The sequence below is a fragment of the Bacillota bacterium genome, assembly GCA_029961055.1.
Lineage (GTDB): Bacteria > Bacillota > Sulfobacillia > JAIMAT01 > JAIMAT01 > JAIMAT01.
Window position 1 is genome coordinate 1 of record JASBVM010000037.1, and the last position, 24,281, is coordinate 24,281.

Sequence of the window (24,281 nt, forward strand, 5' to 3'; positions counted from 1 at the left end):
CACTCACGAGTCGCCCATAGGCTCGAAAGTAGAGGGCCGCCGCCTCTCCCTCGATCCCTCTGAGCTCATCCAAGCTGTCCGCATGCTCAGCCTTGAGGACGAATTCCGCGAGAAGCCCCTCTTCGCCGTCATCCGCAAGCATGCCGTCCCTGCGAGCTCGTTGGAGCAGCGAGCGGCAGTTGCGTATCTTCCCCGCCACGAATCCGCGGGCCAGCCTAAGGGAGCGCACGGGGTCCTCGGAGGCGGCAAACTGAAGGCGGCGGAGCAACACAGTTTTCGCCTCTCGGGGCTCCCACCGCCCCACCCACTCTCCCCGAGGGCCGATATACGCCACCCCGATGCCCAGTTCGCTCAGCTCCCTGAGGGCTCCCCCGCTCCAGGAGACATCCCCGATGCAGATCACTTGGTCGACCTGCTCCAGGGGCAGGCGCACGACGCTCCCGTCGGCCTTACGTACCGCGAGCGTTGAACCCACCTTGCGCACGAAGGCATGTTCCTCGGTCACATAGAGCGCGGTCACGGTTCCTTCCTCCAGATGTCGGTCCAAAGCGGAAGGCAGATCGGCTCATGCTGGCATTCCCCGCAGCGGGGCCCGACCCGGCCCTCTGGAGGCGACCCGAGATCCAGAATCCGTTTGGCCTGCTCCACCGCACGGACCGCCTGTATGCGCAGATCCTCAGTCCACGGGATCTCCCGGTATCGCCTGGAGTCGGTCAGGTAGACTCGCAACCGGACGTTCTCAGGGAGAGGAGGACCTGACCACCGCTCGCTTGAGGCGTGCTCGCGCAGCGCCAACACCTGCACGGCAAGCTGGAGGCGCACTCCTGGCCAGACCTCCCTGCGGAGCTTCGCGGTCTTGTACTCCGTTACGCAGCACTCTTCCGTCCCCACATCGACCTCGTCCAGCACGCCCACGACGCCCAGCCGGGGCGCCATGACCCAGAGGTTCCTGTACCGGCGAACCCCGGGAGGCAGGCCTGTGTCGCCTTCCGACAGGGCGAAGATCGCATGCCTCGCCAAGCCCCGCTCCATATGCTCATTCGTCGGATCGTCGCCCTGCACGAACCGGTACCAAGCCTGCCTTGGACAGTAGGTCAGGGCTTCCACCATGCGGATCGGCACCAGGGCATCCTCTTCAGAAAGATCCAACTGGCCACCCCTCCCGCCTGGGTGCCTATCACCATACGAGTCCGGCCCGCGTCTCTGAACCGCCCTGAAATGCGGTCAAGCCGAATCCATGCCCCGTCTTCGCGCCCGTGCCCGCGTACGAGGCGAAGCGCGCGAGCGCGGCGAGGAGACCGGGCCCCCATGGCTCCGGGCCTATCCAGGCGTACCGAACCGTACCGAGAAATCCGGTGAGCGCCGTCTCCCCACCGTCCACTGTCACGGTGTGCAGACCTTCGATCGAGCGAACCGCCACGCGCTCGCCCAGCCACTCCCGGAACGCTTCTTCCGGCATGGGAGCCGGGAGCGTCCCGCCGGCAGAACACCAGGCAGCCGCCCAGGAACCGACGACGAGCTCTGGCAGGGGCAGAAGCTCGTACTGTTGGCGGCCGAATCTGCGACCAAAGCTGAAGAAAGTCGGCGAGAGGAACTCGACCTCGACCGACGCGGCCGCGGCCCCAGCGGCCCCCAGATCGGCGATCGCAACCTTGGGATCGGGCCGCGCCTCCACGATCGCCACCCGGTGGCCGAGCACGTCCCCCGTGAAACGGAGAGCGGCCTCCAGGGAGCCTTCCATCGCGGTGACCAGGGGTCCCCAGACCGCCACCGTCCATTCCGCGACCCCCATGCCGCCGCGCGGGGACACCCGGAGGGGCGAAAGGGCGAACGGCTTGCGCCCGCGCGCGTCGTGAACCGAACGAGCCGCTTCCCCCGAGCCGGTCGACAAGAGCTGGAAGAAGAGCGAGTGGGACGGAGAGTAGAGAGTCCTGCCATCGCCCCGCCACCGATCGACCGCCAGGCGAAAGCGGATGCGCCATACCGACGATTCGCCCGTCACCGGTCCACCCGCTCCAGAACGTACCCGTCACGGGTCCGGCGCCTGACGCGAAGGGGAAGACGGACCAGCATGCGCACGCGCTCCACCCCGAGGCGCGGCCCGGGATCGCCGACTTTCCTGTAAGCGGAGATCCGCCCGAAGTCGGCCCTGGGGCCGAGATCGTCCAGCAAGACCGCCCACCCGCCGCGCTCGCTTCCAGGCTCTTTGGTCTCGCTTTCCTTCAGGACCACGAAACCGTCCGGAAGCTCGTCAACCCACTCCACAGGCCGCTCCGCCCGCACGAGCGATTCCGCCACACCCAGAAAGCTCAGCCGTTCCAGGCCTTCGGCCAGGTCCTCCCGCCTCTCTCCTGGGACGTCCAGGATCGCGATTCCGAAGGGCTCGTCCATGTGCACGTATTCCCTGAGAGCCGCGGACTTCTTGTATTCCATCCCTTTTTCACCAGTCGGGTCACGATCATCGTCGCCCTTCAACACCCGCACCATCGCGGCGCTCACGGCCATGCGGCCGGGCGCCGCCCAGGCAACCGCGAGCGGCGCCAGCCAGCCGAGGTGCTCCTGCGCCCTGCCGGGGCCGTCCCGTGCCACAAGATGGGCGAGGAGCGCCATCTTGACGGTGGCCGGGGCGGGGCAGGGCAGGGTGACGGCGGAAAACGCGTTCGCGGTCAGAGCGCGGGCGCTGAAGAGCGACAGGACCCTGTACCAGACCACAGCGTGCCTGCCCTGCATGGCCCTCAGTCTCCCGTCACACGCCCGGCGATCTTCGCGAGGATCTCCCCCAGCTCGCCAGACGACCCGAAGGGAATGACAAAGACGTCACGGTCAAGATGGCCGAAAGCATCGGCGATCTCGCGCATGCGCTCTTCATACCCTTCCGCCAGAGGGCTGGCCAGAACGGGCGGAAGCTCGCCGAAGGAGACGCTCACGGCTCCCGAGATCTCCAGCACGTGGGGCAGCTGGGTGTTCTCCTGGGCGCCCCTCGGGTTCGCCAGCGTCCAGTAGAGCGCCTCCACCGCCAGCTTCCTGCGCTTGGCCCGCTTCTCGCCCTCGACGACCACTTCGCGCGAGATATCGTTCCAGCCGATCCGCCGGAGGTCGAGCTCCGCCACGACACCGTAATACCCGCTTGAGGCCGGGCGCGTGAAGATGTTCTGCCCAAGGTTGGCGCCGTCTCTCAAATTTCCGCCTTCCCCTTCGTCTGCAGGCCGGCCTTCATCGCCAGCCTCTTCCCCTCCTGAAACCAGCTTCACATGCGTATAGCGTCCCGTCCGAACCAGGTCGGGGATCCCGAGCAGCCAGCCAAACCGGATGGCCGAGCGGCGCGGCACGCTCCGCCCGATCGTGACCAGAAGGCCGGCCACGTCGTCGATGACGCACTTTGCAATGGCTGCCTTCAAAACCTCTGCATCTTCCACGTGATTCCTGCCTCTCAGCAGCCTCTGGAACTCCCTATCCTGGTTGATGCGGTTGGGACTTGCCGCCGCGCACCCGCTGCAGAGCGGAACGCCGCCCTCCGCGGCGCTCAGCCTGCGCAGATAGTCAACATAAACGTGCTTGACCATGTCGCCCGAGATGGCGTTCGTCTGGATAATCTCGTCCCCGCGGACCACGTCGACCTGGCGCGGGATGATCGCGTTGTTCCTGGTCCCCTCGTTGTTGAGGGCGTGGGCGTCCATGGCCAGGCGCGCGGCGATCCCGACACCGGTCGGCGCCGACTCCTTCAGCTTCTCGCTCCAGCTCAAACTCTTTTCCTCCCGCACAGCCATCATCCCCACCGAGTACCCCTCCTCCGGATTCATTCTTCTGCGCTCACGGCTTCTTCTACCGCACCTTCGGCCGGAACATCCGGCTCCTCCTTGCCGTATAGACTCGACCCGTAAGCCAGCAGCGCCGCCGGCAGAAGGCCGGTGCGGTCCTCCAGAACCCACTTCGCTACCTGGTCGACGTCCTTCTCGCGCAGCATGGGCCTGTGCTCCTCTTTATCAACCCGCTCGTTCATGCGCATCGTCACGTCGTTGTACCGCGAGACGAACTCGAAGAGCGCCTGCAGGAACTCCTCTGTTCCCCGGTCGGCGGCTGAGGCGAGTTCCGCCATCAGGTCGTACTCCGGCGGAAAGCCTTTCTTCTCGCGCTTGCGCGCGTAATGCGCGCGAACCGTCGCGTCGTGAATCGCCGTCGCGACGTTCCTGAAGCTCTCGCTGTCCAAGATCGCCGCCAGCCTGCCCGCACGATCCAAGAGATCCACCACCTTTCTGATATCTTCAGCCTTCCAGAGCGACATCACGCCGTCCTTCCTCTCGGCGCGCAATCCGGCGCGGAACCACTCGCGCACGCTCTCCAGCCAGGCCTTCACCTCCCCGTTCAGCGACAGGAGATACTTCTCAACTCCCTTCCTGGCAGCAGGGTCTGTCTCGTCGCGTAGCGCGTACAGCTTCTTCACATGCCTCTTAAGGAGATCGGTCGCCTCCGAGAAACCTTTCATCGCAGCCGCTTCCAGCCAAGTGGGAAGCGGTGCGAAGGTCGCCCTCTGCAAGCTGAACGTAAAGTTATTCGGCTTCCAGTAGATGTTCACATGAACGCCGTGAAGGCCGAGGCTTCCCACGCCCCATCGCTCGGCGAACTCCTTCCAGTGGTTCAGGGCCGCCCTCCCATACCCGAGGGATGCCTGCACGACGAATCGGTCGTCGGGCTCCATGTAGACAATCTGGACATCACGCAGGTAGTTCAGCCCGCGCGGGAGCTCGACCTCGGCCGGGCAGGGCACCAGCACAAACCGGCGATCCTTCGCCTCCGCCACCTGGGCCACGGCGAAGAAGCCCACGTACGCCAGGTAGAGCTCGAACAAACTGCGGTCTCCTCGCTTGGCCGAGTTCCACTCCGGCAAACGCTTAGCTCCAATAGGGATACCGTTGCTCCGCAAGAAGCGCATGGTTGGGCCCTCGCTCATCCCCGGGTACAAGAAGCCCGGCGGGTTGTACCAGCGCTTGTCTTTATTGCGCAGTGCCAACGTGGTAAGCATGCCGTCCAGTTCCTCATCGCTGGCCGCCTGGTTTCGGGCATATACATCCAGCAGGACTTCCCATCCGGCCTGGTTAGCCAGATGTTCCTGGACGGTCGCCGAAAACTCGTTGTATCCACTCCATTGCTTCCCTGGGCTGGTCATCACGTTGTATACCCGGTAACGGTGCGCCCGCTGGTCGCGCACCGTGAAGGCAGGCTCCTCCTGTCCTCCGTTCCGGTGCTCCCTCCGCCACTTCTTCAAGTTTTCGTAGTCCTGTTTGAGCTGTTCATGATCGACCCAGTGCTTTACGGCGGAAGGGTGTGTCTTGTTCGGGCTTTCCATCCACGGCGGGACAAGATCGACATCGCCCGTGCTGGGCGCGACGTTTGCCAGCCTGCCCTTGAGCGACTTCAGGTCCTCCCGCATGGTGACGGTGAAGGCGGCCCCCTCGTCCCGCAGAAACACGGCGTGATCACTCAGGCTGGAAAGGAAGATCGCCAGCCCCCAGGCCACCAGGTCGTCCCCCGACGTTCCCGTGGCCTTCGGTACCGTGAAAACCTGGCCACTCACGAGCTCCTCACGCTCCTTGCGGTTTCTCCTGCCTTGCCAGCTCCTGGCTTTCCCCGTCCGCCAGCCTGAGCATCCGCGACACCACGGCCAGCGCGACGGCCTCTTTCCAGGGATGGATCTTTCCGAGCCGCATGCCGGAAGCGTCCACGAGATGCCGCTCGATCGTCTCGCCGTCCCGTACGTCCGGAACGCTGCCTGGCAGATTGAAAAGCTGCAGGAGACGCATCGCTTCCTTCCGGGCCGGCTGGTCGAGCAGGAAGTCGCGGCCGACCCGCGTCTCACGCATGCCGGCCGAATGGTGCGTCGCCACGGCCGTCACGAGCACCCGTCTCGGAGAGGGCATGTCCGGCACACGATCGGATTGGCCGATACGGCTGTCCAGCGCACTCGCCACCCCGGTCGAGTAGGCGGCGCCTGCCAGCGCGTGCGGGGGGAAGCGGGCGTCTCCCGGCCGGCTGTCGGTGTGGGCCAGCCACCGGCTCGCGGGCTTGCCTAGAGATCTCTGGATCCTTTTCGCCTCCTTCTGCCACCCAGGCGCCAGCTTCCCCATGTCGTGGAGGACGATCGACGCCCGCACCGTTTCGGCCAGCAGGCCCTGAGGCCATCCGAGCCATCTCTCCAGCTCGTCCTCGACAGCCAGAAGCCTCGGAAGCAGCCATGGCGACTTGTCCAGCACCTTCAAAGCCCGCCGTATGTGCTCCTCAAGCGTCTCGCTGACGTAACTGAGCAGCTGCTTGTCCCGATTCCTGTCGACCTGCGGAGCCCAGTAGCGCTCGCTGACCGGCTCTCCCGCATGGCCAAGCTCGAGGCCGAAGAACGGGTCGTACCTCGCCAGCGCTGGATTCAACGCCACGACCGGAGGCAAGACCTTCGGCTTGATTTCCACCCAGCGGGACGGGGTGTCCGCTGCGCTCTGCCTGCCTTCCGCGCCCTCATCCCATACGGGCGTTTTGGCGATCCACTCAGGCGGCTCGGGCAGTTCGAGGGATACAGGCTCGTCCTCGGCGTCACCGTCCCCGGCGCCACTTTCTACCGGCCTGCCCGCCTTGCGCAGGAACCCCTTGAGGACGCCCACAGCGACGCCGAAACCCTCCCGGCTGAACGGGTCGCCGATCTGATCCGGCCTTCCGTGCACCAGAAGCCTCGCCTGGACGACGTGCCGCACGAGCGCCCCGCCCACGGTGTACCCCCCGTCCAGGAACGCCTTTCCGACCAGCCCCGTCCTTTCTCCAAGCGAACGCTCCATGTCGTCGAGCCACTTCTGGTCGGACTCACCGTGAGCGAAGTCGACGAATTCCTGTTCCATCGTCCGCGAGACCTGCACAGGATCGCGCGCATTCTCCTCCAGCCACGTGCGGGTGCGCTCGATCAGCTCCGGCCCGCCCTTTTCTCGCGCGTACGGGTAGACCGCCTCCGTCGGCGGAGGCGCCACGATCACTCGCCCCTCGCCACCCCAGCGCGCGCACCGTCCCCAGCGCTGGACCAGTGTGCTCGCCGGCGCCAGCTCCGTCGCCAAGACATCCGCCGACACGTCCAGCCCGGCTTCGATCACCTGGGTCGCCACGACCACCCTGGGACCTCTGGTCCTTTCGGCCTCGTCCTTGCCCAGCGCCTCCATGACCACGTCCTCCGCCAGTTTCCTGTCACTGGCGTAGAAGCGGCTATGGAGCACGCGGACCTTTTCCCGTCCGATACGGTCCGCGAGCGACCTCCCGAGGTCGATGGCCCGCTGGACCGTGTTGACGACGACGAGCACTTTCTGATGCCCGTTCGCGAGCTTGAGCACCGTGTCGGCGTCGAACGGTTCTGGCCGCCACCCCACGACGAGCCGCCTACTGTTCAGGTTCAATCGCGCATGGTCTTCCTTGGGCAGTTCGCCGATGACCCTCGCGTCCAGGAGCTGTCCAAGGCGCTCGACCAGCGGCTTCGACAGAGTTGCCGACATGAGACAGAACGGAAAGGCCGGCCTGTTCTTCAGGAGCCAGAGCAAAGTCGTCAGCGCCTCGCCCCGCGGAAACAGGTGGATCTCGTCCGCCACGACGTAGGATGTCAGCACGGCTCCCATGTTGAGTGTCCGCCGCCGGTCCGAGAGGCTGTAACTTATCCCTACTGCCGAACTGAGCGCCTGGTCGAACGTGCAAACCGTGCAAGGAGCCTCGAAAAGCGGGTCTCCCGGCGTTTCCCCGGTCTGTTCCCGCACGTCCCACGGCGCTCCTAGTGCCTCGGCAGCCTGTTTGGCTTGTATCTCACCGCGGATCGTCCCGGCCTGGGCGGATGCAAGCGTGCGCAATGGGGTCATATAGACCATCTGACGCGCCTTAAGAAGACCTGCCGCAAATGGGAGAGCCGCCAGGAGAGTCTTTCCTGTGCCTGTCGGCAGGTTCACGATGAGCCTGCCGTGGCTCGCAAGCTCTCCCGCTGCCTCAGCCTGAACCCTCAATGGAGTGCGTCCTTCGCACAGGACAGCCGATATGCTATCCCCTATGCGTTCCGTCCTTAGATCACTCCGGATGCACAATTCTGGCAGGATCACCCACCTTCCTGCTCGTTTGCCTGAATAGGCTGGGCGGTTTCTCCCGCCCCCGCTGCATGTGTAGCTGCGCCAATGCCGGAAGCCGTAGGGGCTGAAGCAGTGGGGTAGGCTGGATTTGAGAACTGCCCAGCGCCTGGAGATCCCGCCAGCCGCGACGTGGGCTGGGCGACCAGCGACTAGGCGTGAGGTGTGGCGCATGGCGCGATACTGCTCGAGAAGGGCTCGGAATCGAACACGGCCGACGCCGCTCGTGCTGCTCGGCGCAATTCGATCGCCGCCGGGAGCTCATCTGCGACGAGCCCAGGACGATCCGCATGGGCTAGGTCCCGACAGCTCGTCATCCAGACCGCCTTGCCGGTGAGCGCTGCAACCCACTCGCGCTACGTCCACGTGAGGGGGCCCGAGGTGCTGCCCCAGGCACCGGTGACATTACGGCGTCCGGAGGTAGACCGCCTCCACAAGTTGCCGCTGTGACAGAGGCCGCCCGAACTCATTTCGAATCCAATGGAACCGCCTTCACGGAGGGGACCCCCGGCACCGGCCGTGAGAGGGTTCGCGCGACCCACTTGACGATGCTCGCCACGCGGCTTTTCTCGTTTCCTGGCGACCGGGTTGGTGAAGACCGCGTTGAAGTTGAAAGCACAGTGGGCAGCCGACGCCTGCAGCACCCGGAATTCCGGCGTCTGGAATCGGTGCCCCTCCCCTGCGACGATCTTCGCCACTACCGGCGTTTGGATGACGGCGAGCACCGCTTCCAGCTTCACGCGGGATTAGGCCTGGCCGAACCGGACCCTGCGGCCATCAGATGCGGGCTGAAGTAGGGAAGGGTCAGCTCATCCTCCCCGGGAACCACCGGCGGCGTCACCGAAGTCCACCTCCGCCGTGGCTCCAGCGGAGAGTCCTGCCGGACGCAGGCCTGCTGGGCCTGCCCCCGCTTGCGCTGGCGCATGCAGTGCCGGGCGGAAACCTTGGAAGCGTCTGCTCGGTAGGCCGCCACTCGCTGCTGACAAGTCTTGGGTTCCGGGCGGGGCACGCTGCCGCAACGCTGTCTAGCTCCGCCCCAGCCCCAAGTCGTCCTTCCACATGATGATCGCGTCCTCTTGCGTGTCGGCGTAGTAGCCCTTGCGGATGCCGCGCTCGACGAAGCCGTGGCGCTTGTACAGCCGGCGGGCGGGGGTGTTGGAGGGGCGGACCTCCAGCGTCATGCGGTTGATCCCGCGCTCGCGGGCGCGCCGCTCCATCTCGCTCAGGAGCAGGTCGCCGGCGCCGCGGCCGCGGAGCTCGGGGTGGACGGCGATGTTGGTGATGTGCGCCTCGTCCAGGATCAGCCACATGCCCGAGTAGCCGACGATGCGGCCGTCCAGGAGCGCCACCACGTAGTGGGCGTAGCCGTTGTCGGTCAGCTCGTTGACGAAGGACTGGCGCGACCAGGGCGTCGGGAAGGAGACGCGCTCGATGTCCAGCACCTCGGGCAGGTCCTCCAGGCGCATCTCGCGGAACTCCAGAGGAAGCGGCGGGCGGGTGCGCTCGCCGGGCCCGGCTTCCTCCCGGCGCGGGGCGCGCCGGTCATCGATGGGCTGCGTCGCCACGTTCTCGCTCCTTCCACGGCACGGCCTGGCGGCCGAAGTAGAGCGGCTCCAGCGCCTCCGGGCCGCCCGCCTCCCCCGCCTGGAGGCGCTCCCAGGCGAGCGCGCCGACCTCGCTGGCGCGGGGGAGCCAGCGCGAGGGGGGCACGAGGAGCGCGCGGCCGCCGAGGGCGGTGCGCGCTTCCTCCGCGTAGCGGCGCAGGCCGGGGCCGGTCAGGAAGAGCGGCCCCGGGGGCGCCTCCTCCGCCAGTCTCCGCCACCACGATACCGCGCTCTCCGCCAGCGGGTCGACGAGGGGGCTCACCTCGCCCGTGCCGTCGGCGGCCACCCGGTAGAGCGCGGTGTAGAGGCGGCCGCCGCGGGCGTCGAGCAGCGGGACGACCAGCCCGGGGCCGGCGGCCCGGGCCATGGCGGCCAGGGTGGGGACGCCCAGCGCCGGGATGCCCAGCGTCGAGGCGAGCGCGCGGCCGGTGACCGCGCCGATGCGGAGGCCGGTGAAGGAGCCCGGGCCGAGCCCCACCGCCACCGCGCCCAGGTCCGCGGGGCGCGCGCCCAGCCGCTCCAGCGCCGCGTCGACGAGGGGCGTGAGGAGCGCGGCGTGGCGCCGGCCGGCGTCGAGCCAGAGCTCGAGCCGCGGGCGCCCTTCCTCGAGCAGCGCCACCGAGAGCGCCTCCGTGGCCGTCTCCAGCGCCAGCATCAGCAAGCCGCCGCCACCTCCCGCGCCAGCCGCTCGTAGGTTCCGCCCGCCGCCTCCAGCCGGAGCAGGCGGTAGCCCTCGGCGCCCTCGGGCCGCTCCAGGCGCAGCCAGAGGTACTCGGCCGGCCAGAGCGGGCGGAGGTACTCCGCCCACTCCACCACGGCCAGCCCCTCCCCCTCCAGGATCTCCTCCCAGCCGAGCGGCTCGCCGGCCGCGCCCTCGCCCAGGCGGTAGAGGTCCACGTGGTAGACGGTCAGCCGGCCGCGGTAGGTGCGCACGATCAGGAAGCTGGGACTCCCCCCGACCGCCTCGACGCCCGCGCCGGACAGGATCCCCTGCGCCAGGGTGGTCTTCCCGGCGCCCAGCGCGCCGCTCAGCGCGTAGAAGAAGCCCGGCTCGGCCCGCCCGCCGAGGAGGCGCCCGACGGCGTCTGTCGCCCCGGGCCCCTGGAGCCGCAGCGGGCCCAGCTCCAGGCTCACGGCTCCGCCCCCCCGCCGAAGTGCTCGTACCCGCGCCCCAGCGGCTGGCGCCCGCCGCCCGCCCGGCGGAGCCAGACGCCCTCCTCCGCCAGGAAGCGCCCCACCACGGTCAGCTCCGTCCCCAGCGGCTCCAGCGCCGCGCGCAGCGCCCCGACCTCCTCCGGCGCCGCCGCCAGCGCCAGCTCGTAGTCCTCGCCGCCGAAGAGCGCCCAGTCGAGCGGGTCGCGGCCGAGGCGGCGGGCGACGGCGCGGGTGGCCTCGGCCACGGGCACGGCCTCGGCCTCGATCTCGACGCCCACGCCGGCCGCCTCGGCGATCAGGTGGGCGCTGGCGGCGAGGCCGTCGCTCACGTCGCGGCAGGCGCGGGCGCCGAAGGGCCCCAGGGCCGCCGCCTCGGCCAGTCGCGGGCGCGGGCGGCGGTGGCGGGCGAGGACCGCTTCCTGGTCGGGGTCCCGGAGCGCCGGCGGGGTCGGGGTCGCCGAAGCGGCCGCCGGGACCGCCGGGGCGGCCGCCGGCTCCGGCTGCGCGAGCTGCGGGGCCTGGGCGCCCGGCCCCGCTTCCTGCCGGTCCCGGCCCTGGAGGAGCGCCAGGCCGGCCGCCGACCCGCCCAGGTCGCCCGTCACGCAGAGGAGCTGGCCGGGCCGCGCCAGCGCGGCGCGCCAGGCGCCGCCCGGGGGGACGCTTCCGACCACGCACATGTCCAGGAAGATCCCGCCCGGCGAGGTGCTGGTGTCGCCGCCCACCAGGCGCACCCCCGCCTCCCGCGCCAGCTCCGCCATGCCGCGCCAGGCTTCCTCCAGGAAGGCGATCTCGGTGGACGGCGGTGCGGCCAGCGAGACCAGGGCGTAGAGCGGCGCGGCGCCCATCGCCGCCACGTCGGACAGGTTGGAGGCCAGCGCCTTCCAGCCCAGGTCGTAGCCGCCCAGGGTACCGCGGGTGAAGTGGACGCCCTCGATCATCAGGTCGCAGGTGAGCACCAGCTCGCCGCGGGGCGGCCGGACCACCGCCGCGTCGTCGGGGCCGCTGCCGACCACGACCTCGGGGCCGCCCAGGACGCCCGCCCGCCCCCAGATGGCGGTGGCGCGGGCGATCCAGGCGCGCTCGCCCAGGTCGCCGAGCCGGGTCGGACCGTCCGGGCGCGCCGGGCTCATGCGCTGGCCGCCCCCGCCGAGCCGGCCCGACCCGGCCCGGGAGGCGCCCCCGGCCGCGGCGCCGCCTCCGCCCGCGGCGGCAGCGCCCGGTAGGCGTCCCGCACCGCCTGGAAGTCGGTCCAGACCTCGCGCTTCTTGGAGGGGTCGCGGAGGAGCGCCGCCGGGTGGTAGGTGGGCAGGATGCGGAGCCCGCGCCGTTCCACCCACCGGCCCCGCGCCCGGGTGATGCGCGCCGCCGGGTCGACCAGCGCGCGGGCGGCGGTGCTGCCCAGCACCACCACCAGGTCGGGGCGGACCAGCTCCAGCTTCGCCTCCAGCCAGGGGCGGCAGGCGGCCGCCTCGGCGTCGCTGGGGACGCGGTTCCCGGGCGGGCGGCACATGACCACGTTGGTGATGAAGACCTCGGGGCGGCGGAAGCCGGCCGCCTCCAGGATCCGGTCGAGGAGCTCGCCGGCGCGGCCGACGAAGGGCCGGCCCAGCTCGTCCTCCGTGGCGCCGGGCCCTTCGCCCACCAGCATCAGGCGGGCGCGCGGATCGCCCTCGCCGAAGACCACGCCCTTGCAGCCGGCGCGGAGGGGGCAGTAGGTGCAGTCGAGGGAGGCCTCCCGGAGCGCCTCCAGGGCGCGGACCCGCCCTTCGCCGTCCAGCTCCCGGGGCGGGCGGCCGTCCGGCCAGAGGCGGCGGATGGGGTGGTCGGCGGGGACCGGAACACCGGGCGCGGGGCCGGCGACCGCCTCGCCCCGGCCGCCCTGGCCCCGCTCGCCGCCGGCGCGGGCTGCCGATCCGTCCCGCTGCATCGCCCGGGCCAGGCGGCGCCAACCCGGCTCGGGCTCTCCGCCCGGGGCGGCGGCGCGGGCGGGGACCCCGCGCCGCCCCGCCGTCCCGGCGGAACCTTCAGCCGGACCCCCGGCGAGGCCGTCGAGGAGCGAGGGCTGGAGCGGGTCGGCGGCCCCCGGCCCCAGGCCCTCCGGCGCCCCGGCATCGGGACCTTCCGGTGACCCGGGACCGGGACCCTCCGGCGACCCCACCGGGGCGGCCTCCGCGCCGCCGGGCAGCCTGTCCGGCGCGGCCGGGCCGAAGAGCGAGGGCTGGATGTAGCGGTCGGGGTCCACTTCCTCTCACCCCCCGAGAGGGCGCGCCGCCGGCGTCCAGCGCGCCACCGGACGGACCTCGGAGAGCGCGCCCTGGCCGCCGCGCTGCACGGGGTGGCGCCAGCGCTCGAGCTGCTCCGCGGCGCGGCCGCCGAGGAGATCCAGCTGCTCCAGCAGCGCCAGCGCCGCCGGGTAGAGGGCGCGGCGCTCGCCGTCCTCTTCCTTGAGCGCCAGGCCCCAGCCCCGCTCGGGGACCGCCAGGCAGAGGAGGCCCTCGGCGCCGGTCTTGGCCAGGATCCGGCCGCCGCTGGCCTGGATCAGCGCGGTGTCGAACTCGCCCGGGCCCTCCACCATCTCCGGGTGGTTGAGCATGGCGTGGACCACCCGGCCGGCGCCGGCCCTGTGGTCCTCCGGGAGCGACTGGGGGCGGCCCAGGCGGGCGTAAGCGTACGCCATCCGCTCGAGAGGAAGGTACCAGGTGGGGACGCCGCAGCCGTCGGTCCCCTGCTTCAGAGCCGCCTCGTCCACGCCGGCCACCTCGGCCAGGAGGCGCCGGACCGCCCGCTGGACGGGGTGGTCGGGGGCGGCGTAGCCGTCGACGGGGGCGCCCATGGCCAGCGCCGCCGCCAGCATGCCGGTGTGCTTGCCCGAGCAGGTGTGGTGGAGCTCGGTGGGCGACTCGCCGGAGAGCGCCAGCTCCCGCCGCGCCGCGGCGTCCAGGGGCGGCCTCGGGCCGCAGACCAGGGCCGACCGGTCCAGGCGGAGCCGGCCCAGGAGCCCCTCCACCAGCGCCGTGTGCGCGCGCGTCCCGCTGTGCGAGCCGGCGATCACCGCCAGCTCCAGCTCGCTGATGGCGAACTCGTCGGCCGCCCCGCTCTCGATCACCGCCATCGCCTGGAAGGGCTTGGCCGCCGAGCGGAGCGAGGTGACGAAGCCGGGCTGGCCCAGCTCGTAGAGGAGCTCGCCGCCGGCCGAGACGACGGCGCCGTGGCCGCGGTGGACCGACTCCACCGACTCGCCCCGCCAGACCTCGCCCAGCACCTCCGCCTCGGCGTGCCGGCCCCGGGCCGCCGCCGCCTCCACCAGCCCCTGGAAGATGCGGAGGAAGCGCGGCTCCCGGGCCACCAGGTTCTCGGCGTGGAACTGGATGCCCAGGGCGAAGGGGAGGTCGGGCCGCTCCATCGCCTCCACCACGCCGTCCGGGGCGACGGCCGTCACCCGCCAGCCCGGCGCCACCTCGCGCACCGCCTGGTGGTGGAAGCTGTTGACCGCCAGCTCCCCCGCCCCCACGAGCCGCGCCAGGAGGCTCTCCGGCTCGATCCGGACGGGGTGGCTCCGGTGCCAGCGGGGCGCCTTCTGGGCGTGCTGGAGGGCGTCGGGGAGCTGGGCCTCCAGGTCCTGGTAGAGCGTGCCGCCGTCGGCCACGTTCAGCACCTGGATGCCGCGGCAGATGCCCAGCACCGGCAGGCCGGCCGCCAGCGCCCGCCGGGCCAGCGCCAGCTCCCAGCGGTCGCGGTCGGGCTCCACCGGGCCCAGACGCGGGTGGGGCTGCTCCCCGTAGAGGCCGGGCGCGACGTCGCCGCCGCCGGCCAGGAGGAGCCCGTCCACCCCGCGCAGCGCTTCCTCGGGCAGGACCGGCCCCTCGCCGGCAGGAAGCAGGACCGGCAGCCCTCCCGCCGCCTCCACGGCGCGCACGTAGTCCGCCCCGACATGAAAGGCGGCGTCGGCCGAAGCGTCGGCACGACCCGCCGGAATCCCGATCCGTGGTCGCATGTGCAGCCCGGGCCTCCCGATCCTCTGCCTTGCTAGAGGGGAGCGAGGCCGACGCTGACGCGCAGCGCCTCGTCCACCCGCTTCATCGTTCGGCGGTCGAGGCGGGCCACCCTCTCGCGCAGCCGGCGCTTGTCGATGGTCCGGATCTGCTCCAGCAGGACCACCGACGCGCGCCCCAGCCCGCTCTCGGCCGGCGCCAGCTCCACGTGGGTGGGCATCGGCGCCTTGCCGGTCTGGGAGGTGATGGCGGCCACGATCACCGTGGGGCTGTAGCGGTTCCCGATGTCGTTCTGGATCACCAGGACCGGCCGGACGCCGCCCTGCTCGGAGCCGACCACCGGGCTCAGGTCCGCATAGTAGATGTCGCCGCGCAGGACCGGCTCCACGCGCGGCCGCCTCCCCGCTCCCGCCCTGCCGGGGCCGGCCCTCGCCGGTCGGCGCCCCCGGGCTCAGTCAGCCGCAGTATATTCCTGCGCCAGGCGCAGATTCAGTTCGGCCCAGGCGCGGTAGCCCTCCCGGAGCTCCGCCCGCCGCCGGCGCTCCACCTGCCGGCAGTAGAGGCGGACCGCGCGCGCCACCCCCTCGGCCCGGTCGGCGCAGAGCCCCTCCGCCACCAGCCGGTCCAGCTCCGCCGCCAGCTCGGCAGGAAGCCTCACCCTCACCGCCGCCGCCCCGCCGTCGCGGACCCTAGGCGCACGGCTCATCGCGCGCCTCCCCCCGCGGCTCGTCCCGGCGCCCCACCGGCATCGCCCTCCCCCGCCCAGCGCCGCGGAACGCGCCCGGAGATGGAGGTGAGCACCTCGTAGCTGATGGTCCCGGCGGCCTCCGCCACGTCGTCGGCGGTCAGCCGCTGCCCGCCGTCCTCGCCGATCAGCGTCGCCACGTCGCCCGCCTCCACGCCGGGGATGTCGGTCGCGTCGACGATCACCTGGTCCATGCAGACGCGGCCGACCATGGGCGCCCGCCTGCCGCGGAGGAGGACCGTCCCGCGGCCGGAGAGCGCGCGGTGGAGCCCGTCGGCGTAGCCCACGGGCAGCGTCGCCAGCCGGCTCGGCCGCGACGTCACGAAGGTGCCGCCGTAGCTCACCCTCCTGCCGGCCGGGACCTCCCGGACCTGGGCCACCCGCGCCCGCCAGCGGAGCGCCGGGCGGAGCCCCAGCCCGAAGCCGCTGTTGGCCCCCGCCGGCCCGTAGCCGTAGAGGGCGATGCCCACGCGGTAGTCGTAGGGCCGCGCCTCCGGCACGTGGAAGAGGCCGCCCGAGTTGCCGGCGTGGACCCGCCGCGGCCGCACCCCTTCCTCCGCCAGCGCCGCCAGGAAGCGGCCGAACCGCTCCAGCTGCTCCCGGCTCGCCTCGCGGTCCGACTCGGAGGAAGCCAGGTGGGTGAAGACGCCCTCCGCCTCCACCCCCTCCAGCAGCGCCGCCCGGGCCGCCTCCGCCGCCGCGCGCTCCAGCCGCTCCTCCCCGCTGGCGGCGTCGAAGCCGAGCCGCGTCATCCCGGTGTCCACCTTCAGGTGGATCCGCGCCGGGCGCCCCAGCCGTCGCGCCGCCCGCGAGGCCTCCTCCGCCCCGCGCAGGTCGAAGACGGTCAGGCGGACGTCCGCCTGGATCATCGCCTCCACCGCCTCCGGCGGCGTCCAGCCCAGGACCAGGACCGGCAGCCGGAGCCCCGCCTGGCGGAGCTCCAGCGCCTCGCCCGGCGTCGCCACGCAGAGGCCGAGGGCCCCCTCCGCGGCGGCCACCCGAGCCACCTGGACGGCCCCGTGCCCGTACCCGTCGGCCTTGACCACCGCCCACCAGCGGCGCGGCGCCGCCTGCCGCCCGATCAGGCGGGCGTTGTGGCGGAGGCTGGCCAGGTCGACCTCGGCCCAGGTGGGGCGGCTCGCCGTCACCGGCGGTCCGCCTCCTCCAGGCGCCCCGCCCGGCGCAGCCGGGCGGAAGGCGATGCAAAAGGCGAAGGCCTCCCGCACATGGTTCTCTCCGTCACCACTTCCGGAACCGGCATCATGATGTCACATTCGCCACCATGACATCATTTCGTGACCGGTCGCTTCGGACCCCCGTCTCGGACCCCGACCCGACCGGGCGCCCTCCTCCAGCCAGCGGTAGGCCGCGCCCAGCCCATCGGCCAGGTCGCCCGCCGCCAGCGCACGCGCGCTCCCCGCCTCCGCCGCCAGATCGCCCGCCAGTCCGTGCAGGTAGACGGCCAGCCGGGCCGCCGCCGCGGCCTCCAGCCCCTGCCCCACGAGCGCGGCCACCAGGCCGCCCAGCACGTCCCCGCTGCCCCCCGTCGCCATGCCGGGGTTGCCGGTGGGGTTGACCCAGAGCCGCCCGTCCGGCGCGGCCACCAGCGTGTGCGCCCCCTTCAGGATCGCCGCCGCCCCCGCCCGCCGCGCCAGCTCCCGCGCCGCCGCCGGCAGGTCCGTCAGGATCTCGCCCGTCGGCCGCCCCAGGAAGCGCGCCGCCTCCCCCGGATGCGGCGTCACCACGGTCCGCGCCGCCGCCCGCGGCAGCCGCCCGCGCAGCGCCGCCACCTCGTCGGCGCCGACCACCGCCAGCGCGTCGGCGTCCAGGACCAGGCCGCCCTGCCAGCGCTCCAGCAGCGCCCGCACCAGCCCGCGCGTCCCCTCCGAGCGGCCGAGCCCCGGCCCCAGGAGGAGGACGTCCGCCCGCTCCGCCAGCGCCAGGATCCCCGCCACCACCTCCGGCCCCAGGCGGCCGTCGGGGTCGGGCCGGAAACCGCTCACCATCGCCTCGGGAAGCGACCCCGCCACCGGCCCCGCCACCTCGTCCACCGTGGCCACGCTGACCAGGCCCGCGCCGCCCCGGACGGCGCCGCGGGCGGCCAGCCCGGGCGCCCCGCTCAGGCCGCGCGAGCCGCCCACCACGAGCACGTGGCCGAAGGCGCCCTTGTGGGCGGCGGCGGGTCGCGCCGGCAGCAGTGCCGCCGCGCCGGCGGGCTCCAGCAGCCAGGCCCGCGGCTCCGCCGCGCGCCAGACCACCGGCGGCACCGGGATCTCGCCCAGGAGGAGCAGCCCGGCCGCCTCGGCGGCGGGGAAGAGGAGCGTGCCCAGCTTCGGCCGCCCGATGGTGACGGTGACGTCGGCGTGGACGGAGGGCTCCGGGCAGGCGCCGCGGTCGGCGTCGCTGCCGCTGGGCAGGTCGACGGCCAGGATGCGGGCGCCCCGCGCGCGGGCCCCGGCCATCGCCTCCGCGGCGCGCGCCGCGCCGCCGTGAAGGCCGCCCTGCACGCCGCTCCCCGTGACGGCGTCGACGATCCAGTCGCTGCCGCGGAGCGCTTCCTCGATCCCCTCGGCGGCGCGCCCCAGCGTCCGCCGCTCCACAGGCCAGCCGCCCAGGCGGCGCCACTGGAGGCCGGGAAGCCCCTCGGCCCGCTCCATCTCGTCGGCGAGGGCCAGGACGCGGACGGGGAAGCCCCAGTCCGCCAGCGTCCGCGCGGCCACCAGGCCGTCGCCGCCGTTGTGGCCGCGGCCGGCGACCACGGCGACGCGGGGCGGATCCCGGAGCGGAAGCGGGGCGGGGGCGGGGAGCTCCTCCACCCTCCGGAGGCCGCGGCCGGCGGGGCGCGGCGGCAGGCCGTGGGTGGCGAGCGAGGCGAGCGCCCAGGCCACCTGGCGGCCGGCCACCTCCATCAGTGTCTCGGAGCCCATCTCCCAGCGCTCCGCGGCCAGCCGGTCGACCTGGCGCATCTCCTCGGCGGTCAGCGCCTCGATCTCGCCGATCGGGACGCCGCCCGGCGCGACGCCGCTCATGACGGATCCCCCTCCCCCGTCGCCCGGGGGCCGTCGGCCGCCTCGGCGATGGCGACGGCGACGGCGTAGCCCCGGCTGTGGCTGATGCTCAGGTGCCAGCGCTGGACGTCCAGGCGCGCCGCCCGCTCGGCGGCCCGGCCCGAGAGCCGGACCCGCGGCGCCGACCAGGGCTCGCGGAGCACCTCCACCTCGCGCCAGGAAGCCTCGCGCAGGCCGGAGCCGAGCGCCTTGAGGACCGCTTCCTTGGCGGCGAAGCGGCCGGCGAGGCTCTCGAACCAGCCGGGCGTGCCGCGCCCGAACGCCTGCTCGGCCGGCGTCCAGATGCGGGCGAGCAGCGGTTCGCCCCGGCGGCGGAGCGCCTGCCGGACCCGTTCGACCTCGATGATGTCGATGCCTGTCCCGATGATCATGTCTCCATGCTAGCCCCGGCGGGCTCAGGGAAGGCGACCGGATTGGATCGCCGTGCGCGCCGGGAAGGCGACGAAGACGAGGAGGACCGCCAGGGTCGACCAGCCGGTGACGGCGGCGCCGGCCACCTGGCCGACGCGGTCGCCTGCCCGCCGCGCCTCGAGGAGGATCAGGAAGGGGACGGCGTCGACCAGCCCCACGCTGACCAGCGCCGCAAGCATGCCCCAGAGGACGCTGGGCAGCGGCAGGAGCATCATGGCCAGGGAGGCCAGGGCCATGGCGACGAAGGGCGCCGCCACCACCCAGATGGCCAGTCCCAAGAGCCGGGCAACCATCGCCGTCGCCTCCCGGGGTGATCCACTTCGGCCGGCGGGCGCGGGGTTCCTGCGCCGGGACGGGATGGGGGGAAGGGCAGATGCGGGGTGAGCCGGCCGGGACGCCTCCGCTGCCGGTGCTGCCGGAGCCGCTGGTGCCGGTCCGCTTCCTGAGGCGGAGGAACCGGTTTGCGGTGGAGGTGGAGCCGGAGCCGGGGGCCTCGCCGCTCCTCCTCCACCTGGCCAACTCGGGGCGGATGACCGAGCTGCTGGTGGCGGGGGCGGAGGGCATGGCCCACCTGCGACCGCGGGCGGGCGCGGGACCGGGGCGGCGGACGGCCGGCAGCCTGGTCCTGATCCGGCACGGGGACCGGTGGGTGGGGGTGGACGCGGCACTGCCCAACCGCCTCTTCCGGGCGGCGCTGGAGGCGGGCCTGCTGGAGCCGTTCGCCGGCTGGCGGCTGCTGCGCGCCGAGCCGCCGCTGGGGGCGGGGCGGGCCGACTTCCTGCTGGCCGGTCCGCGGGGCGAGACGGCGACCGTGGAGACCAAGTCGTGCAACCGCGTGGAGGAGGCGACCGGCGCGGCGCTCTTCCCCGACGCGCCCACGGCCCGCGGGCGGCGCCACCTGGAGGATCTGGCCGGAGTGGCGCGGCAGGGCGGCCGCGCCGCGGTGGTCTGGTTCGTCCAGCGGGACGACGCGCGCCTCCTCCGGCCGTTCGCCGAGGTGGACCCCGGCTTCGCCCGGGCGGTCGCCCGGGCGGCGGCGGCCGGCGTGGAGCTCCTCGCCTACCGCTGCCGGCTGGAGCCGGCCGGGGTGACGGTGCTGGGGCCGGTGCCGGTGGAGGTGGAGGAGGCGCCGGGGGCGCCGCGGGAGGAGGCGGCGGGGGAAGTACCGACCGGGGCGCCGCCGCTCACCGGCGCGCCCGGCCCCGGACCCGTCCGAGCCAGCCCAGGAGAATGAGGGCGACACCACCCATGACCGGGTAGGCCAGCCGGACCAGCGGGACGAAGCCGACCTGGGCCACGAGCCAGGCCACCGACGCCACCCCCGCCATCGCCAGCGACGGCCTCCGTGCGCCGCGGCCCAGGCTGCGGAGCGGCAGGGTGACCGCCACCGAGGTGGTGAAGATGGCGGCCATCAGGACGCCCGCATACAGTGCCGAGGCCCAGGCGCCGTGGAGGTCGGCGAGGCGCTCCATGGGGACCGGGTAGGCGAGCACCTCCGGCCCGGCCCGGCGGAGCGCCGCGTCGACCAGGGCGGCCATGGCGCCGGCCAGGAGGCCGCCGAGCGCCGCAGCCGGTGCCTCGCGACGGCCGGGTGCCTGCGTCTCGGGCAGGAGGACGCCGGCGGAGAGCAGGAGGTTGTACCCGCCGAAGGCCGCGCCCAGGAAGATCGCGCCCAGCGCCGGCCCCGGCGGCGGCAACCCCGGCGGCGGCAGCCCCGGTCCGAGGGCGGCTCCCCCCGCCCCTCCTCCCGGGTCGGCCTCGCCTCCCACGGGCGGCCCCAGCCAGCCCAGGGCGGCCAGCCCGGCCAGCGCGCCGATCTTGGCCGGCACCAGCCAGCGGTAGAGGCGGTCGACCAGCTCCACGCCGCGGGCGGCCGTCCAGGCCACCAAGAGCCCGAGGAGGGCGGAGCCCAGCCGGCCCGGCAGACCGCGCTGCTCCAGGAGCGCCGCACAGCCGGCGAGCATGGCGGCCAGGATCACCCAGAGGTAGGCCAGCCAGAGCGGCGCGAACCAGGAAGCCAGGCGCCGCGACCGGCGCGCCAGCAGCTCCTCCAGCGAGGAGGCTTCCTCGGCGGCGGCACGGCGGACGAGGAGGCCGCCCCCCAGCGCCAGCGTCAGCGTCGCCGCCAGCAGCGCGGCGCCGGGCGCGGGCTGCAGGGTGAAGAAGCTGGCCACCTCCTGGCCGGAGGCGAAGCCGGCACCCACCACCGAGGCCAGGTAACCCAGCGTCACGCTGGACGGGCGCCGCGCCACCACGAGCTCCCTCCCACCCATTCGTAGGCGCGAGGCGGCGACTCCATGTCGCCCGGCCGGGTGGGAGCAGGCGCCAGGCGCCGGGGGGCGGAAAGGACTCCTCAGGAGGCGATGCAGGTGGCGGAGACGGCGAGCCGGGGCGGCGCAGGCCGCCCGCTTCGCGTGGGCATCATCGGTACGGGCTTCGGCGCCCGGGTTCAGGCGCCCATCTTCCGTCGCCACCCCGCGTTCGAGGTGGTGGCGGTGGCCAGCGTGGCGCGGGGCGACGTGGAGCGGGTCCGCCGCGAGAGCGGGGTCGAGCGGGTCCTGACCGACTGGCGGGCGCTCCTGGAAGAGCCCCTCGACCTGGTCACCATCACCTCCAACCCGGCGCACCACAAGGAGATGGCCCTGGCCGCCCTGGAGCGCGGCCACGCCGTCCTCTGCGAAAAACCCATGGCGCTGGACGCCGGCGAGGCGGAAGAGATGGTGTCCGCCCGGGAGCGAGCCGGGAGGCCGGGCTGGATCGACTTCGAGTTCCGCTTCCGGCCGGCCCGGCAGAAGACCAAGGAGATCCTGGCCTCGGGGCGCCTGGGCCGGATCCTGCACGTCAGCTACATCGGCCGGGATCCCGGTTATCACCGGATGGCGGAGACCCGCCTCGGGTGGCTGGGCCGGCGCGAGACGGGCGGCGGGGTGCTGGGGGCCGTCGGCTCCCACGCCATCGACGCGCTGCGCTGGTGGCTCGAGGACGAATTCGCCTCGCTGGACGCGCGGCTGATCACCCACTTCCCGGAGGTGGCGTTGCCGGACGGGGGCCGCGAGGTGCGCGACGCGGACGACGCCTTCCAGGTGATCGGCGAGACGCGGAGCGGGATCCGTTTCGAGATGGCCTTCGTCCGGGCAAGCCGCCATCTCTCGGGCTGGCGGCTGGAGGTGCTGGGGAGCGAGGGCACGCTGGTGATGCGAGGCGACCGCGAGCTGGAGCTCGGCCTGGGGGATGAGCCGCTCCGGCCCGTGCCACTGGAACCCGCGCCCGAGCCGCCGGTCGACCTGCCGGCGGCGGCGCGGGCTTACTGGGACGCCTTTCCGGCGTTCTTGGACCACCTGGCGCGGGCGCTTCGGGGCGGGGAGGAGCCGGCTCTGGCCCGCTTCGAAGACGGGCTGGCCGTGCAGCGTGTGATGGACGCCGTGCGGGAGGCGGCGGAGACCGGGCGGCGGGTCATGCTGCCCAGTTGACACGCGGGTGCTGCCGGCTCGACCGGTCCGCCCCTCTTCGGCGACGCACCGGGCCGTGACGCACCTGCCGCGGAGGGGGGACAGGGCGATGGCGCCGTGGGCCACTGCCCGCCGCAGTCCGCTCGTATCCCGGTGCCGTCGAGCAGGACATTCGGTACAGGTGCAGGAAAGTATTTCCATGGCGTCCGGCGCGGGGCCTTCGTGCGGATTTGCACCGCAGGTGATGCGGGCGTATCTTGGGGGTGACGCTTGTGACACCGGGGATGGGGTCAGAGGCCGGCGGGAGCCAAGGCACCCCGTGAACGGCCCACCCGGTATCGCCGGCGGGCCGGACTGCGAGCGAGTCCGCTGGATGTATCGGAACCCGGGCCGTGTGACCGACGAAGATTGGGAATGGTTGATGCGACGGTGCGGCTATGTGTTCAAACGGCGAACCAGGCACGTGGAGCTGTGGCACAGGTCGGGGTTCCCGCCCTTGCCCTGGAAACGCCTTCACGGTTCCGGACGTGATCACCGACGTTCGTCCAGTTCTCTCAGGGAGAGCCTTCGCGTCCTGGCCCGGTACGGCCTGGTAGGAATCGACTGCATCTCTTGAGCGGGGGGACGCCATGTGCCTCAGACCGAGCCATTTCATGGCTACGATGTCATCATCCAACGCGAGGAAGAGAACGGTGTGACCGAGTACCTCGCCAGGATCCCTGAGCTGCCCGGCTGCCATGCGTCGGGCTCTACGCCCATGGAGGCGCTGGCGGAGCTGGAGGATGTGGCAGAGGGGTGGCTTTCGGTGATGAAAGAGGCGGGGGAACCTGTGCCCCCGCCTGCAGCATACAGCGGTCGCCTGACTTTGCGAATGCCGAAGTGGCTCCACCGGCAGCTCGCAGAGGCGGCCGAACTGGAGCAGGTGCCACTGAATCAATATATCGTTTCGCTGCTCGCCCTCGCCACCGGACGGTGGGGGTCGGGCCAAGGCCGCACATCGGACGACGGCCCGGTTGGGGGCCCGGCGACCAGCGCCCTGGTGCCGGATCCCGGCGTGCTCTCCTCGTCCGGCGATGCGACGGTACTGACCTGGGCGCGTCTCTCTTCGGCGCCCACCCGCTTCCGCCGCTCCCGAGCCCTCAAAGCCCCCGCAATTCCTTCCGGAGAATCTGCGAGGTGAGGATCGCAGTGCCCGTCAACAAGATACATGTGCATTACAGGGATCCGTCCCCGGGCCAGGCCGCCGTGCGCATCCATGGTGCAGTCGGGAAGGCGCTGAGCCTATCAGACTGCATGATCTACTTCTACCAGGACATGGTCGAGCCGCCGGCCGAAACCGTGATAGCCCTGGACGCCCTTGCGGGCGGTGCGGAAGAGCGGATCACGGCACCGGCCACGCCGGAAGACGCCCCCGAATTAGTCCGGTTGATTGTGGGTCGCTACATTCTTGATCCGGTCACCGCCATCCACATCGGCCGGTGGATGGTGCACCTCGGGCAGAGCGTGTTGGAGCGCTCCCAGGCGACCGCGGGTGCCCGCGGCAGTCGGCCGGGTATGCCCGGGGAAGGCGTGCCGCCGCGCAGGGACTCCGGCGCCTGAGCGGGGCTGGGCGGGCCGGGCATCCGGTTGTCGACAGGCGTTCCGGCCCGAGCGGTCTCGATTCGAAGGGCGGCCGCCCCCCTCACGCCACCCGCCGCACCTGCCAGACCAGCCCCGAGCCCACCGCGA

At 72.5% G+C, this 24,281-nt stretch carries 24 protein-coding genes; 4 read left to right on the top strand and 20 right to left on the bottom strand.

The window, feature by feature from the left end; all coding sequences use genetic code 11:
- The 19 genes from cas1 to QJR14_08645 form a co-directional block, all read right to left on the bottom strand.
- Positions 1 to 520, bottom strand: a 520-nt coding sequence (gene cas1 / locus QJR14_08555; GenBank protein MDI3317648.1) for a CRISPR-associated endonuclease Cas1, incomplete at its 3' end; no start/stop codon positions are given.
- On the bottom strand, positions 517 to 1,149 hold the full coding sequence (gene cas4, locus QJR14_08560) for a CRISPR-associated protein Cas4 (GenBank protein MDI3317649.1): 633 nt from the start codon (positions 1,147 to 1,149) through the stop codon (positions 517 to 519). The genes cas4 and cas1, both read right to left, overlap by 4 nt.
- A 28-nt stretch (positions 1,150 to 1,177) precedes the next feature.
- Positions 1,178 to 2,002: a CRISPR system precrRNA processing endoribonuclease RAMP protein Cas6 gene (gene cas6 / locus QJR14_08565; GenBank protein ID MDI3317650.1), complete on the bottom strand. Its 825-nt coding sequence runs from the start codon at positions 2,000 to 2,002 to the stop codon at positions 1,178 to 1,180.
- Positions 1,999 to 2,730: a hypothetical protein gene (locus tag QJR14_08570; protein MDI3317651.1), complete on the bottom strand. Its 732-nt coding sequence runs from the start codon at positions 2,728 to 2,730 to the stop codon at positions 1,999 to 2,001. The genes cas6 and QJR14_08570 overlap by 4 nt, the downstream gene beginning before the upstream one ends.
- A 5-nt stretch (positions 2,731 to 2,735) precedes the next feature.
- On the bottom strand, positions 2,736 to 3,770 hold the full coding sequence (locus QJR14_08575; protein ID MDI3317652.1) for a DevR family CRISPR-associated autoregulator: 1,035 nt from the start codon (positions 3,768 to 3,770) through the stop codon (positions 2,736 to 2,738).
- 26 nt (positions 3,771 to 3,796) lie between these two features.
- Positions 3,797 to 5,572 carry a hypothetical protein gene (locus QJR14_08580; GenBank protein ID MDI3317653.1) on the bottom strand — a complete coding sequence of 592 codons (1,776 nt, stop codon included), beginning with the start codon at positions 5,570 to 5,572 and terminating at the stop codon, positions 3,797 to 3,799.
- 7 nt (positions 5,573 to 5,579) lie between these two features.
- Positions 5,580 to 8,303: a CRISPR-associated helicase Cas3' gene (gene cas3 / locus QJR14_08585; protein ID MDI3317654.1), complete on the bottom strand. Its 2,724-nt coding sequence runs from the start codon at positions 8,301 to 8,303 to the stop codon at positions 5,580 to 5,582.
- An 851-nt stretch (positions 8,304 to 9,154) separates the two neighbouring features.
- Positions 9,155 to 9,595 carry a ribosomal protein S18-alanine N-acetyltransferase gene (gene rimI, locus QJR14_08590; GenBank protein ID MDI3317655.1) on the bottom strand — a complete coding sequence of 147 codons (441 nt, stop codon included), beginning with the start codon at positions 9,593 to 9,595 and terminating at the stop codon, positions 9,155 to 9,157.
- A gap of 76 nt (positions 9,596 to 9,671) precedes the next feature.
- A complete protein-coding gene (tsaB, locus tag QJR14_08595; protein MDI3317656.1) occupies positions 9,672 to 10,388 on the bottom strand; it encodes a tRNA (adenosine(37)-N6)-threonylcarbamoyltransferase complex dimerization subunit type 1 TsaB in 717 nt (238 codons plus the stop codon).
- On the bottom strand, positions 10,388 to 10,867 hold the full coding sequence (tsaE, locus tag QJR14_08600) for a tRNA (adenosine(37)-N6)-threonylcarbamoyltransferase complex ATPase subunit type 1 TsaE (protein MDI3317657.1): 480 nt from the start codon (positions 10,865 to 10,867) through the stop codon (positions 10,388 to 10,390). Before tsaE ends, tsaB begins: the two co-directional genes overlap by 1 nt.
- A complete protein-coding gene (locus QJR14_08605; GenBank protein ID MDI3317658.1) occupies positions 10,864 to 12,018 on the bottom strand; it encodes a thiamine-phosphate kinase in 1,155 nt (384 codons plus the stop codon). The genes tsaE and QJR14_08605 overlap by 4 nt, the downstream gene beginning before the upstream one ends.
- Positions 12,015 to 13,130, bottom strand: coding sequence for a uracil-DNA glycosylase family protein (locus QJR14_08610; GenBank protein ID MDI3317659.1), 1,116 nt, complete (start codon positions 13,128 to 13,130; stop codon positions 12,015 to 12,017). The genes QJR14_08605 and QJR14_08610 overlap by 4 nt, the downstream gene beginning before the upstream one ends.
- Before the next feature lie 6 nt (positions 13,131 to 13,136).
- Positions 13,137 to 14,882, bottom strand: a complete 1,746-nt coding sequence (locus QJR14_08615; protein ID MDI3317660.1) for an asparaginase — start codon at positions 14,880 to 14,882, stop codon at positions 13,137 to 13,139.
- A 32-nt stretch (positions 14,883 to 14,914) separates the two neighbouring features.
- Positions 14,915 to 15,268 carry a type II toxin-antitoxin system PemK/MazF family toxin gene (locus QJR14_08620; protein MDI3317661.1) on the bottom strand — a complete coding sequence of 118 codons (354 nt, stop codon included), beginning with the start codon at positions 15,266 to 15,268 and terminating at the stop codon, positions 14,915 to 14,917.
- Positions 15,269 to 15,331: 63 nt separating this feature from the next.
- Positions 15,332 to 15,586 carry a hypothetical protein gene (locus tag QJR14_08625; GenBank protein ID MDI3317662.1) on the bottom strand — a complete coding sequence of 85 codons (255 nt, stop codon included), beginning with the start codon at positions 15,584 to 15,586 and terminating at the stop codon, positions 15,332 to 15,334.
- The gene (gene alr, locus QJR14_08630) at positions 15,583 to 16,773 is read right to left on the bottom strand and encodes an alanine racemase (GenBank protein ID MDI3317663.1); all 1,191 of its coding nucleotides are present in this window, start codon (positions 16,771 to 16,773) and stop codon (positions 15,583 to 15,585) included. Before alr ends, QJR14_08625 begins: the two co-directional genes overlap by 4 nt.
- A 120-nt stretch (positions 16,774 to 16,893) precedes the next feature.
- Positions 16,894 to 18,654 carry an NAD(P)H-hydrate dehydratase gene (locus QJR14_08635; GenBank protein MDI3317664.1) on the bottom strand — a complete coding sequence of 587 codons (1,761 nt, stop codon included), beginning with the start codon at positions 18,652 to 18,654 and terminating at the stop codon, positions 16,894 to 16,896.
- Complete coding sequence (locus QJR14_08640; protein MDI3317665.1) at positions 18,651 to 19,064, bottom strand: holo-ACP synthase; 414 nt, start codon at positions 19,062 to 19,064, stop codon at positions 18,651 to 18,653. Before QJR14_08640 ends, QJR14_08635 begins: the two co-directional genes overlap by 4 nt.
- A gap of 24 nt (positions 19,065 to 19,088) precedes the next feature.
- Entirely contained in the window at positions 19,089 to 19,397 is a 309-nt protein-coding gene (locus QJR14_08645; protein MDI3317666.1) for a hypothetical protein, read from the bottom strand.
- An 80-nt stretch (positions 19,398 to 19,477) separates the two neighbouring features.
- Between QJR14_08645 and sfsA the strand changes: the two genes are divergently transcribed.
- Positions 19,478 to 20,338, top strand: a complete 861-nt coding sequence (gene sfsA, locus QJR14_08650; protein MDI3317667.1) for a DNA/RNA nuclease SfsA — start codon at positions 19,478 to 19,480, stop codon at positions 20,336 to 20,338.
- On the opposite strand, the gene QJR14_08655 is transcribed toward sfsA, so the two are convergent.
- Positions 20,289 to 21,356 (bottom strand): hypothetical protein, encoded by a 1,068-nt coding sequence (locus QJR14_08655; GenBank protein ID MDI3317668.1) that lies wholly within the window; start codon positions 21,354 to 21,356, stop codon positions 20,289 to 20,291. The genes sfsA and QJR14_08655 overlap by 50 nt on opposite strands.
- Positions 21,357 to 21,473: 117 nt before the next feature.
- Between QJR14_08655 and QJR14_08660 the strand changes: the two genes are divergently transcribed.
- From QJR14_08660 to QJR14_08670, 3 genes are all read left to right on the top strand, one after another.
- On the top strand, positions 21,474 to 22,574 hold the full coding sequence (locus QJR14_08660) for a Gfo/Idh/MocA family oxidoreductase (GenBank protein MDI3317669.1): 1,101 nt from the start codon (positions 21,474 to 21,476) through the stop codon (positions 22,572 to 22,574).
- Between the two features lie 610 nt (positions 22,575 to 23,184).
- Complete coding sequence (locus QJR14_08665; protein MDI3317670.1) at positions 23,185 to 23,733, top strand: toxin-antitoxin system HicB family antitoxin; 549 nt, start codon at positions 23,185 to 23,187, stop codon at positions 23,731 to 23,733.
- A gap of 8 nt (positions 23,734 to 23,741) precedes the next feature.
- The gene (locus QJR14_08670) at positions 23,742 to 24,152 is read left to right on the top strand and encodes a hypothetical protein (GenBank protein MDI3317671.1); all 411 of its coding nucleotides are present in this window, start codon (positions 23,742 to 23,744) and stop codon (positions 24,150 to 24,152) included.
- The last annotated feature ends 129 nt before the right edge of the window (positions 24,153 to 24,281 follow it).